The 12,553-nt window shown below is 41.1% G+C and carries 11 protein-coding genes; 7 read left to right on the forward strand and 4 right to left on the reverse strand.

What is annotated here, in order from left to right:
• Positions 1–41 precede the first annotated feature (41 nt).
• The 3 genes from narL to ACIH2S_RS02810 form a co-directional block, all read right to left on the reverse strand.
• Complete coding sequence (gene narL / locus ACIH2S_RS02800) at positions 42–698, reverse strand: two-component system response regulator NarL (RefSeq protein ID WP_080675620.1); 657 nt, start codon at positions 696–698, stop codon at positions 42–44.
• A 36-nt stretch (positions 699–734) separates the two neighbouring features.
• Positions 735–2,513 carry a nitrate/nitrite two-component system sensor histidine kinase NarX gene (narX, locus tag ACIH2S_RS02805; protein WP_108479617.1) on the reverse strand — a complete coding sequence of 593 codons (1,779 nt, stop codon included), beginning with the start codon at positions 2,511–2,513 and terminating at the stop codon, positions 735–737.
• A gap of 74 nt (positions 2,514–2,587) precedes the next feature.
• On the reverse strand, positions 2,588–3,508 hold the full coding sequence (locus ACIH2S_RS02810) for a DUF808 domain-containing protein (protein WP_036950169.1): 921 nt from the start codon (positions 3,506–3,508) through the stop codon (positions 2,588–2,590).
• A 212-nt stretch (positions 3,509–3,720) separates the two neighbouring features.
• Here ACIH2S_RS02810 and ACIH2S_RS02815 point away from each other — a divergent pair, with 212 nt between their 5' ends.
• The 5 genes from ACIH2S_RS02815 (at position 3,721) to ACIH2S_RS02835 (ending at position 9,293) form a co-directional block, all read left to right on the forward strand.
• Positions 3,721–4,707: a glycosyltransferase gene (locus ACIH2S_RS02815; RefSeq protein WP_036950171.1), complete on the forward strand. Its 987-nt coding sequence runs from the start codon at positions 3,721–3,723 to the stop codon at positions 4,705–4,707.
• 239 nt (positions 4,708–4,946) lie between these two features.
• Positions 4,947–5,693, forward strand: a complete 747-nt coding sequence (locus ACIH2S_RS02820) for a helix-turn-helix transcriptional regulator (RefSeq protein WP_036950174.1) — start codon at positions 4,947–4,949, stop codon at positions 5,691–5,693.
• Positions 5,694–6,042: 349 nt separating this feature from the next.
• Complete coding sequence (locus ACIH2S_RS02825) at positions 6,043–7,344, forward strand: NAD(P)/FAD-dependent oxidoreductase (RefSeq protein WP_036950176.1); 1,302 nt, start codon at positions 6,043–6,045, stop codon at positions 7,342–7,344.
• A gap of 57 nt (positions 7,345–7,401) precedes the next feature.
• On the forward strand, positions 7,402–7,770 hold the full coding sequence (locus ACIH2S_RS02830; protein ID WP_036950178.1) for a cupin domain-containing protein: 369 nt from the start codon (positions 7,402–7,404) through the stop codon (positions 7,768–7,770).
• Positions 7,771–7,799: 29 nt separating this feature from the next.
• Positions 7,800–9,293 carry an aldehyde dehydrogenase family protein gene (locus ACIH2S_RS02835; protein ID WP_272534804.1) on the forward strand — a complete coding sequence of 498 codons (1,494 nt, stop codon included), beginning with the start codon at positions 7,800–7,802 and terminating at the stop codon, positions 9,291–9,293.
• A gap of 63 nt (positions 9,294–9,356) precedes the next feature.
• Here the strand turns inward: ACIH2S_RS02835 and ACIH2S_RS02840 are convergent, their stop codons facing one another.
• The gene (locus ACIH2S_RS02840) at positions 9,357–10,025 is read right to left on the reverse strand and encodes a helix-turn-helix transcriptional regulator (protein WP_272534965.1); all 669 of its coding nucleotides are present in this window, start codon (positions 10,023–10,025) and stop codon (positions 9,357–9,359) included.
• 397 nt (positions 10,026–10,422) lie between these two features.
• Between ACIH2S_RS02840 and ACIH2S_RS02845 the strand changes: the two genes are divergently transcribed.
• Together ACIH2S_RS02845 and ACIH2S_RS02850 are read left to right on the forward strand one after the other, a co-directional pair.
• Positions 10,423–11,916: an APC family permease gene (locus tag ACIH2S_RS02845; protein WP_036950184.1), complete on the forward strand. Its 1,494-nt coding sequence runs from the start codon at positions 10,423–10,425 to the stop codon at positions 11,914–11,916.
• On the forward strand, positions 11,891–12,496 hold the full coding sequence (locus ACIH2S_RS02850; protein WP_231138138.1) for a DUF3156 family protein: 606 nt from the start codon (positions 11,891–11,893) through the stop codon (positions 12,494–12,496). Before ACIH2S_RS02845 ends, ACIH2S_RS02850 begins: the two co-directional genes overlap by 26 nt.
• The last annotated feature ends 57 nt before the right edge of the window (positions 12,497–12,553 follow it).

Below are 12,553 nucleotides of genomic sequence, written 5' to 3' on the forward strand. Positions count from 1 at the left end.
AATCATTTAGCTATGAATGAAGACGGTATGATGAAAAAATATTATTTTTGTTGGAGCACCCAGACAGCAGCTTCGACTCTAGATTTTAGATTTAGTTTTTTAAGTAAATGTTTTACATGTACTTTTACTGTGCTCTCTGCGATATCTAAATTTCGAGCGATCATTTTATTTGATAATCCTTGAGCGATAAGCTCTAAAATGTCGGATTCTCGTGGTGTTAGTGCGATTGCATCGCTTTCATTTTGTGATTGGTTTTCTCTTAATGATTCAGCAAGGACAGAGGTTAATGTCGGGCTAACCACCATTTTTCCACTTGCGGCTTCTTTGAGTGCGATAATCAGTTCTTCAGGCTCCATATCTTTTAGCAAATAACCATCAGCACCTCGCTTAAGCGCACTGATCAAATCATCACTATAATTCGATACGGTAAAGAGAATAATTCTGCCTGAGAGTTCACGTTTTCTGAGTTCATCTAGGGTTTCAAAGCCATTCATTCCAGGCATATTGAGATCTAAAAGGATCAGGTCAGGATCTTGCTCTTCTGCTATCTGAATACCTGTTTTTCCATCTCCAGCTTCACCGATAACTTTAAGTGAAGGCTCTAAGCTAATCAGCTGTTTTACACCATTTCGGAGCATTGGGTGATCATCAATAAGTAGGATCGTTGATTTTTCGGTCATTATATTTTTAGTCTCCATGAATGATTTGATCCGGTGTTCTAAATATCAGATGTTTTAGATGTCAGATAAGGGGAATGTGACTTTCACTTCGGTTCCCCCTCCGGCACGTTGAGTAATGTAGCACTCGCCATTCAGGCTAAGTGCTCTTTCTCTCATAATAATGAGGCCATAATGGTTAAGTTTATTTGGATTGTCATCAATACCATTGCCATTATCATCAATTGTAATGGTGACAGTGCCTCTATGTTGGCTTAATGAAACTTTAGCCCAAGTTGCATTAGCATGCTTCAGAATATTACTTAGCGCTTCACGAATTATTTGTATTATGTGGATAGATTGGTGTGGTGAGATACTTTTCGCTGGAATTTCATAATGAAGCTGAATATTAAAGCCAATACGCCCACTAAATTCACCTAAAGTACTTTTGAGTGAAGGTAATAGACCTGATTCAGTGAGTTTCAAGCGGAAAGTCGTTAATAATTCCCGTAACTGGCTGTATGCAGTATTAATTTCTGTACGCATCTCATTGAGCAAATGTAGAGTTGTTTCTGGTAATGGTTCTGGTTGCATTTGCAGATAGCTAATTTGCATTTTTAAACATGAGAGTGATTGTGCGATAGAGTCATGAAGCTCTCTAGCAATAGCGGCACGTTCATCCATGATTAGCAGCTGCTGCTGTTGCTCTATCTGTTGCTCCATGGTGAGCATACCTGAAATCTGTTTCGCTAGCATAAGAACCAATCTGTTTTTTTCATCAGAAAATGGTTGTTTTTGCTCAATTTCACCAATAATTACACCATATCGGTGCATGTTATCAGAGAGATCCCACTGTAACGTTTGATATTCTTTTGCTGGATCATTGTGTAATGGATGCTGATTAGTGGAAGATAGCTTTGTTTTATCTATTTCGAGATTGGTCGTGGCATAAGAGATTTCATGAAAATATTGTTCATTGCTATCTTCATATAATTTGAGGCGCAAGTTCTCTAGCTGCGTAATGTTTTTCAGCTCTGCGAGAACTTTTTGTAATCTTGAATAAAGCGTTTCCGATGAGTGTAATATTTGATTTGATTGATAAAGATATGACAAAACACGGTTTTTAGCGAGTAAGTCCGCGGTTTTTTCGGCCACACGTTCTTCGAGTTGGTGGTAACTTTGCGCCAGCTCATCAGACATATGATTGAGGGTTTCACCTAGGGCATTGAGCTCATCTTGCTTATTATTCTTCATGGGATAGCGCTGAGTAAAGTCTTTACGCCCAATAGCATTAACCATAGAAAGCAGTTTCATCCATGGGTAATAAATTTTTCGTCTTAAATGCCAGATTGTTCCCATCAACAGTAAAAAGACTAAGCTAATAAAAATCAGCTGAGTCATTGCAACGTAAGCGATTTTTTTCTCAGTTTTATCATCAATGTTATGAACTAACTCATTGAGCATATTAACAAAAGTAATGACTTCATAACGGGCATCATCAGGTGAAGATGCTTTTGTGAGTGCGGGTCTTAAAGTGTTTAGCCAAAATTCATGTATTTTATTAAATTCAGGTGTAAGGTTTTCAATTTTAACCACTTGGGTGAGTTCGGGGCTGAGTAAGTCTTTCTCTAATTCATCAAGATAATTCTGACTATGCTGGTTTATGGGCGTTAAAGAAAGTAGGCGGTAACTTTGCATGCGCAAGGAACCTGATGTGTTAATGGCATGAGCATTGCCTTGTACACTGATGATCATACGGTTGGAAATTGTCATACCGATAATGCCTAAAACAGCAATAAGTAGCATTAACCCAATAACCTGGTTGATGATCGAAAATCGTCGGTAAAGTGTCGGCATTCTCTCTTTTTCCTGATACAAAATAAACTGACTATTACCATAATGTATTTAAGGATATTAGTCAGTTTTTAGCTTTATTTTGTTTTTTTAAATCGAGCAAAAAAGTTAATAATGAAAACAATAAGTAAACCGATAACTAGACCAAAAATTAAATTAAGAATGGAAGGAGTCAAAAATTGTAGTGTATTACCAACAACACCGATGCTGCCTGTCTTTTCTGCCATTTTTTCGATCCATAAATGCAGATAGGTAATTCCGTGAGTGAGTATCCCCCCTCCGACCATAAACATCGCGGCCGTTCCTACAACAGATAATGTTTTCATTAAATAAGGGGTTACATAAATTAACCCATTACCGCATTTACGCAGCAAAGTAGAGGCTTTTTTCTGTAGATAGAAGCCTAAGTCATCTAGTTTGACTATACCAGCAACTAATCCATACACCCCGACAGTCATAACAATGGCAATAATTGATAAAACTGCAAATTGGTTTAGGAGCGTTGTTGAAGAAACGATACCTAAAGTAATAGCGATAATTTCCGCCGATAAAACAAAATCAGTACGGATTGCACCTTTAATTTTTTGTTTTTCAAATGCCGCTATTTCTTGTTCTGAACGCTGAGCTTCTCGTGCTGCTTCTGATGGTGAGATTTCATGTTTGTGTAGATACTTATGGGCAAGTTTTTCAGCGCCTTCAAAGCAGAGATATGCGCCTCCAATCATTAATAATGGTGTGACTGCCCACGGAATGAAAGCGCTAATCAGTAATGCTAGTGGGACTAAAATGAGTTTGTTGATGAATGAGCCCTTTGCGACAGCCAAGACGACAGGGATCTCTCTTTCAGCGCGAACGCCTGTGACTTGTTGCGCATTTAAAGCGAGGTCATCACCCAGAACACCAGATGTTTTTTTTGCCGCCATTTTTGTCATCACGGACACATCATCTAAAACTGCTGCAATATCATCTAATAAGGCAAGTAAGCTACTTCCAGCCACAGGAGGATCCTTTTGTTAAGGTGAGGTATAATTGACATTTCTTAGGTAAGATAAGTCAAAATTAGTTCACAGCGATTTGATAATTTGAGTAATAATCGGGATAGGTAAAGTTGCTCTTATCATAACAGCTTTGATTTGATTATGAATTTTTCATGAAAAACAAGAATATATTTTGTCATTATCATCATTTTTAATGAGCGTAAGGTTAATCCATGTCCCTTCAGCCTGTATTGAGTATCGTTGTTGCTGTTTATAACGGCGAAAAGTTTTTACCCCATTTTTTTGACAGCTTAATTGCCCAAAAGCTCGAAAACTGGGAACTGATCGTTGTGAACGATGGTTCAACAGATGATAGCGAATCAGTCATTCGTCAATACGAAGATAAGTTTGAGAATTTCAAAGTACTCACTCAGGAAAACGGTGGCGTTTCCGTTGCGCGTAATACCGGAATGGCTGTCGCAACAGGGAAATACATCACTTTCCCTGATATTGATGATGAAATTGATGCCAGAATGTATGGTCGTTTATTAGAGATTGCCTTAGTGGGGGATCTGGACGTAGCAACTTGCAATGGTACTTATGTGTACACCAATGGGGATGCGCCAAAAGCTATTTTTCCGCCAAATAAAGTGCCTTCTACTGGCGTGATCACGGGCCCTCAATGGCTGCAAATTGGCTTGAGCTCTCGTAAATTTCTCCATGTAACTTGGTTGAATCTGTATCGCTTGTCATTAATTAGAGAACACAATTTTTCCTTTGAACCAAGATTACACCATCAAGATATTCCTTGGACTACCGAAATGCTGCTCGTTGCTAAACGAGTGCAGTTTATCAATGAACAATATTATGAATATCTGATCCATAACCAATCCGTTTCTCACTCTTTAACCGGAGATGAGCGCTCAGTACGTAAGATCAATACCTATCTGAAGATCTTAGATATGTTGATGGATATCTATAAGCGCCATCCTGAAGAAGTGAAACAAGCACCGGCTTGCTTATGGCAAGTGGGGAAAGAAGGCTTAGGGGTTGTTTTAGCGCTATTAGCCATCAAGTCACCGGAAACGCAAAAGCAGATGGTTCAGCTGTTTTTCGATAAAGGTTACTGGGATATTGTTTGGAAGCATGCCACAACGCTGAAATTAAAGTGGCGTTTGATCCGTCGTTACAGCAAATTGAAGGCCATTATCAATAAATAGTTCTCTAGCAGCCTTTCGGGGCTGCTCTCTTTTATTACTCCTGTACTTTCTTCGAACCCCTTCAACTTATTAAATAATTGATAAAATATTATTAATATCCATGGCATATATTGTGATTTAATTAACATATTAATAACAAAAAAATTGAGCTTCCTCTCAGAATATGGTCTTTATAGGGTTATAGTTCGCCTGAATATACACGGTGATAAATTATTAATAAGTTAATGAGTGAGGGCTGAATGGATCATTATCTGCATAAATTACCTGACCTTATTGACTCCGTGGCAACCAACCAGTTTTACCCCAATTTGTTGTCATGGCTGTCCTCTTTTGTGGTCTTTGATAACGCCATTATTTATGCCTTTGAAAAAGAAGGTGCGCCGCGTTTTCTGTCGAAAGTTGAGAAGCGCAATAGTGACAGTATCAATCGTATTTATCAGCGTGGCGCTTATCTGATGGATCCTTTCTATCAAGAACTACAAAAAGGTGGCAGCTCGAAGGTGCTGACATTGAAAGAAGTTGCACCGAAAGGGTTTTATCATACTGATTATTATCTTAACTTTTATCGTAAGACCGGTTGGTGCGATGAGGCGGGGCTGTTGCTGGAGCTATCGGCCGATAAACAATTAGGTATTTTCTTTGGTAATGAAGACCAGCCTTTTCTTTCAGACGAAAATAAACAAGCCTCATTAAAAGAAGCCTTTGATATTATTCGAAGTATCGCTCGATTACATAAGGAAGTCGTGCCTAACTCAGTATCCAGCCATTACCGTAATACTGACTTACAAACTTGCTTTGGTTTGACGCCAAGAGAGTGTGAGGTCGTTGAATTAATTTTGGAAGGTAAAGGCTCCCCACAAATTGCCGAGGCGCTGTTTATTAGCTTGGGTACTGTCAAAAATCACCGCAAGAATATCTATCAAAAATTAGAGATTAACTCTCAAGTTGAATTGTTTAATTTATTAATGACTCCAATAAAACAGTAATTGAGTAGAGTTAGTGTATTTCTTGTATATATCAGATGGTTAAACTAGACAACCTTGATAAAGCTTTATTTTTCAATTAGTTGTATTTTTCTCTTGGCAATGAAATACTCCTTGCCTTCATCCTTTACTAAAATATGTAATAATTTCTATTAATATAATAATAAATATTTATCCTTTTGAATTAAAACATAAAAGGTTTAAATTGATTTAATCTTATTTATAAGTAAATATTGTATCCACGTCACAAATGTTAACTTTATGTTTCGAATATCCCTAAAGGGCTATGTAACTGTTAATGATTGGTTAAGATAATCAAGGTTATTGCAAGATACTAGATAGGGTATCCATTATGAATAACCAAGTAGAATCATTAACTTATTACTCAGCAACCAAAAAATATGATCTGCGTTTCCCAACCTTGAAAGAAGACATTGATGTGGATGTCGTGATCATCGGTGGTGGATTCTCAGGGATTAATACCGCATTGGAATTGTGTGAAAAGGGAATTACCAACATTGCTATCTTGGAAGGTCGCCACCTTGGGTATGGCGGTACAGGACGTAATGGTGGGCAAGTGATGGCTGGTATTGGTCATGACCTCGATGCGATTAAAAAACACGTTGGTTCTGAAGGTTTAGAAACGATTTTTAAACTGAGCAACATGGGCGCGGGGATCATGCGTGACCGTATCGCCAAATACAACATTGATGCGGATTTTTGCCATGGTTATGCCTACTTAGGTAGTAACAAGCGCCAAGAAAAAACATTGCGCAGTTGGCTTGCAGATTTTAAAGCCGTCGCGCCAGATGAAGAAATTGAATTTTATACAGGTTCAGATTTAAAGCAGATTATCGGCTCTGACGCTTATACATGTGGAATCAAACACATGGGAGGCGGACATGTTCATTCACTTAACCTGTTACTGGGGGAAGCGAAAGCGGTGAGTGAATATGGCGCAAAAATTTTTGAAAACAGCCAAGTTTTGAATGTTGAGTACGGCGATACAGTAACGGTTCGTACCGCGATGGGTTCCGTGAAAGCGAAAAAAATGTTGTGGGCGTGCGATGGCTTCTTGAATGGTCTTGAGCCGACGTTATACCCAAAAACAATTAACACCTATGCTTATCAGTTAATGACGGAAGAGCTTTCCGATGAATTAATTGAACGCATTAGCCCAATTCGCGGGGCATACAGCGATATTCGCCCAGTCATCGATTACTACCGTGTAACAAACGAAAATCGCCTGCTATTTGGTAGCTCGACGTACTTTTTAGAATACATTCCATCCGACTTGAAAGAGTGGAACCGCAAATTGATGCTGAATGTTTTCCCATACCTGAAAGACGTCAAAATCGAGCTGGCATGGGGAGGGCCAATGGCGTGTAGTGCTAACTTATTCCCGCAAATTGGCACGATCCCTGGTCATAAAAACGTGTTCTACGTACAAGGCTATTCAGGCTTTGGTGTTACGCCAAGCCAGATCGTGTGCAAGGTGCTTGCTGAGGGAATGGTTGAAGGCTCCAGCCGCTATGACCTGATGAGTTCGATTCCTCATGCTGACATTATGGGGAAAGACAGCATGCGTAATGCCATTGTGTCACTTGCCAAGTGTTGGCATCAGTTATCAGGATATTGGCAAGGTCGCCGCTAAGTTTTCCTAAATTTAATGTCCATTTTTGATTTTATTACATAAGAGAAGGTAAGAAAGATGATCAGCCCATTACTGTTAAACAAAGCACTTCCTGAATTACTGAACATTGGTAGCGTGAGCAATTTAGGTTCTGTGGTTGTTGAAGGTGATCCACAAGCAAGCGTGGCGATGATCCACGGAGAGCCAACAGATAATCTGACTTGCGGTATTTTTGCTTGTACAACAGGCAAATTTAAGATGGTTTACCCATTTGATGAAATGGCAACTGTCCATGAAGGTTCGGTGAAATTAACCGACGTAAAAACAGGCGTCACCGTGGAATACCATAAAGGCGACTCTTGGTTTGCAGCCAAAGGCACTGAAGTACTTTGGGAAATCAGCGCACCACGTTTTGTAAAACACTATTTAGCCTGCGTGAATGCGTAATTCGATAAATTAACGAGGTGGAGATAACGATGAGTGAGTTAACCCTGTTACCAGAAGTTAGAGAATTCTTGAACCGTCAACACGGTCATTTTATTAATGGATTGGCTGTTTCTGGCAAGGGAGATGCTTATTTTGAAGTCGTGAATCCAGCCACCGAGCAAGTGATTGCGAAAGTGAAAGAAGGAACTTGCGAAGAAGTTGATGCAGCGATGAATGCGGCATATGCCGCATTTAAAGGCTCATGGGCAAATACCACGCCGATGGAACGAGGCAACTGTTTGAATCGTTTAGCAGATTTGCTCGAAAAACACTTAGAAGAATTAGCGCAATTAGAAACCTTAAGTTCTGGGAAAACCATTCAGTTATCACGTTTTCTGGAAGTTGGTTCAGCGGCACAGTTTTTACGTTATTTTGCGGGCTGGGCAACTAAAATTAGCGGTGAAACCCTGAATGTTTCTTTGCCATCATTTAATGGCGAAAAATACTCGGCATTTACCCAGCGTGAGCCTGTCGGGGTGGTTGCTGGGATTATCCCATGGAACTTCTCCATTATGATTTCCATTTGGAAATTAGCGGCTGCATTGACATGTGGCTGCACGATTGTACTGAAGCCAAGTGAGTTTACCCCTCTGACCATGTTGCGCGTGGCTGAATTAGCCAAAGAAGCGGGTATTCCTGATGGTGTAATCAATATTGTAAATGGTGGTGGTCGCGAAGTGGGACCTGCTTTAATTAGCCATGAACTTTGTTCGAAAGTGACCTTTACAGGCTCAGTGCCGACTGGATTGGCGGTAGGGCGCTCAGCGATGGAAGGCAAACTGACTCGCGTCACATTAGAATTGGGCGGTAAAAATGGTGCAGCATTCTTAGCGGATTTATCCGTGGATAAGATTGTGAGCGGCATCATTGAAGCGGGTTATTTAAACCAAGGGCAAATCTGTGCAGCGGCAGAGCGTTTCTATATTCCATCTAAATTGATGGATACGGTTCTGGAAGCGCTAAAAACGCGTTTATCGGCAATGAAGGTTGGCTCGCCATTGGATGAAACCACAGAAATGGGACCATTAGCCAATAAAGCTCATTACGATAAGATCTTAAGCCTATTTGAAAAAGCACGCCAAGATGGCAGTGAAATTGTCTATGGTGGGCAGCCAATTGCTGGTGCGGGTTACTTTGTTCCGCCTACGATTATCCGAGCAAATGGCCCAGATGATGTGTTAATGAAAGAAGAGACATTTGGTCCTATCGGCACTTTCTTGGCTTATGATGATGAAGATGAGCTGATTACGATGATGAATAGCACGCCATTTGGCTTGGCTGCGAGCGTATGGACAAATGATCTTAGTAAAGCAATGCGCATGGTCTCACAAATTGAAGCTGGAACTGTTTGGGTGAATATGCACACCTTCCTCGACCCAGCAGTACCTTTCGGTGGTATTAAGTCCTCTGGAATTGGTCGTGAATTTGGTAGTGCATTCATCGAGCACTACACTGAATTAAAGTCCGTCATGGTGCGTTATTAGAGCGTTAGTGGTTTTGTTTTTTCTGTAAAGCAACAGTTTTCCCGGCCAATGCGCCGGGATTTTTTATAAAATTTTATCTTGGCGCAGTATAAATCCGGAGGAAACTAATTCTGTCCGGTTGCTCACATTGGCTTTGGTAAAAATATTGCGTAGATGGGTTTTTACAGTGGAAAGCGAAACACCCAACAGCAGCGCAATACGCTTATTACTGGCGCCTTCTCGCACTAAATGAATAATTTCTTGCTCTTTCGGGGTATAGGAAACCAGAGAATCGGGTCGCACATCAAATGTCATAAGCTCCGCAATTGGTAAGATTGCATTGAGCCTAATCACCTCTTCCGGCGTAAATGGCGTATCGCGTAGCACGGAAATTCCCGCCACAATCTTATTTTTACGGCGAATAAAAATCTCTGCCATATCTGCGATATGGTTTGGCTGCATAAAATCATGGAAGAAGGTTTGATCGTGCTGACGCATTTCCACTGGCATCTTCACTAAACGGAGATCCTCACCACGAAAATGGTCGGGATGTAGAGGGTCGTGCTGGAAAAAGGCAGAGAGATACTCTTCATGCATACGTGCAGAAATTCCATATAGTACATGGTTTTCTGGCTGCCAGTGCTCATTTACTAGATAATAAACCGCCGCAGAAATAGGAATGATATGGGCAATTGTATTTAGGCAGCAGTCGATTAAGCCCTGTTGACTCTCACTAAATAGCGGTTGAACCATCATCATACCCCATCAAAATATACAGCTTACTATCATGCAATTTAATTCGATTAACATAAAATAAACATGTTAATAACGTGAGCGTGGTTACACTATTTAAAACTTGTTTTTTATCGTTTAAAGGGAGTTTACTGCCTTTGGGTATCTTTTGTAGTGTGTTTGTTAATATGTTAATGAGGTTATTTTTTACTAACCATTGATATTTCAATGATTATTATATTATTTGAGTTTTAAAAGGGTACTTTTCGTTTTGGGCTCTGTGTGCTCCCCTCTCTCTGGGTATCGTTCTAAAGGACGATGGCGAGATGTTTAGGCTTATTTCTATAGTGAGAATGCAGTCACTTCATTTTTACAAAAAATTCACAATTTGGGCTGTGAGCAGAGAGAGGGAAGCAAAATGAATTTATCCTCAAAATTAACATCACACATTGAAAAAGGTAAGGTTGGCTTTCCAACAACGCTCGCTAGTTCGGTTGGCGTGATTATGGCAAGCCCTGTGATCCTCACTGTAACCAGTGGTTTTGGGATCGGCGGTGATACTTTTGCCTTAGCTGTTTTACTGAGCTTTATCATGATGCAGGCTCAATTAACCACATTCTCCGAAGCGGCGGCAATTTTACCGACCTCCGGTTCTGTTTACGACTATATCTCCTGCGGTATGGGGCGCTTTTGGGCGATTACAGGGGCACTGTCTGCCTATCTGATAGTTCACGTTTTTGCAGGTACAGCAGAGACCATTTTGTCCGGTATTATGGCGTTAGTGAACTTTGAAAGCTTGAATACAGTGCTGGAAACCAATAACTCCTCTTGGATGGTGGGGGTTGGTTTAGTTGTGGCATTCGGCTTATTGAATGCATTTGGTATCGAAGCTTTCGGCAAAGTGGAAGTGGTGCTCACTTTTGCAATGTGGAGCACGTTGGTGATTTTCAGTATTTGTGGGCTGCTAATGCCATTCCATGTTTCCGCAGAAGGCTGGTTTGGTCAAGGGCTGAATATTTCTGACCCGACCCTTGTTCTTAGCTTTGTGGGAATGGCGATGTTTATGTTTGTCGGCTGTGAGTTAGTGACACCGATGGCGCCGGAAATTAAAAATTCAGCCAAAGTGATCCCGCGTGCGATGGCGATTGGTTTATGTGGCGTGGCATTCTGTATGTTCCTGTTTGGTGCGGCACTGACAAACCAAGTCGAAAACGTGATTGTTGACCCTCAAAATGGTGTGAGCCTATTAGAAACACCGATGGCTATTCCTGCGTTTGCTGGGCAAATTATGGGTGACTTCGGTAAATACTGGATTGGAATTGCATTATTGCTGGCGGGTGGGGCGACCATTAACACCTTAATGGCAGCGGTTCCGCGTATTCTTTACGGTATGGCGTTAGATGGGGCATTACCAAAAGTATTTGCCTACTTACACCCTCGTTTTAAAACGCCTGTGTTCGGTATTTTAGTGGCGGTGATGATCCCATGTTTACACGCATTTGCTATCCAAGGGGATTTAGATCGCATTATCCCGTTGGTGCTGGCGGCTGTGTGTTCGTGGGGAACGGCGTACTTATTAGTGACGATTTCTGTGGTGCTATTGCGTATTCGTCGCCCTGATTTACATCGTGCTTATCGCTCACCATTCTTCCCTATCCCTCAAATTATTTCGAGTGTGGGGATTATTCTAGCGATTGTTTACATCACGCCGCCGGGCATGAATAAAGCGGACGTGTATATTCCATTTGCCATTATGTTGGGATTAACCGCGAGTTATGCATTAGGTTGGACCGTGTTAGTGCAGAAAGTGAATCCATTTAAGCCCGTTCCGGTTGAACAAGTATTGTCCAACTCATTTGACGATGACAATGCAGAGGAGGTGGAACTTGAGCCTTTACGTAACCTTGCCTAAGTCACCATGGTGGAAAAGGTTAACTCAAAAACGCCTCCCGACAGGGTATCAAGCGGGGTTAACTTTAAATCGGATTGAGAAAGATATCGCTCCTTATGTTTGTGAGTGGGGGGCGCCTGGAGTGTTGCTCATCCAATTGCCTCAAGGTATTAAAGTGGAAGTGACTGAGCGTGTGAAAACCTTGTTTATGGCGTTTATTGTGCATAGTCGCTTTGCAGTTTCGGGAAAATGTGACAGTGCGCTGGTGGCACAGATTGATGTGAAAACAGCAGGGTCAGCGCGGAAAAAACACGTTCAGTTCACGACTCAACAAACAGATGGGAAATTTTTGGTCGAAAGCTTAGAGCAGTACCCCGTGATCCGCCAAACTTTCGAAGAGCTAGATTTCACTCACTGTCATATTGCTGTCAAAAATGGCGTTTGGCGTTGCGAAATTGAGCCTTACACTGCTTCTGAAATGGTTAGTCGGATCCCTGCTGCTCGGCGTTATTTACGTTTGACTGATCAGCAGCGACATCGCTTATTAAGCGCACTACAGCTGATTTCTCAACTCATGAGCCAACAAACACCTCATCAATAATTTTTTCTCATCGATAACGCCCTGATTGGGCGTTTCGCTTTTATGATTGTTATGTTT

This window comes from Providencia lanzhouensis (genome assembly GCF_050469745.1).
GTDB classification, from domain to species: Bacteria; Pseudomonadota; Gammaproteobacteria; order Enterobacterales; family Enterobacteriaceae; genus Providencia; species Providencia lanzhouensis.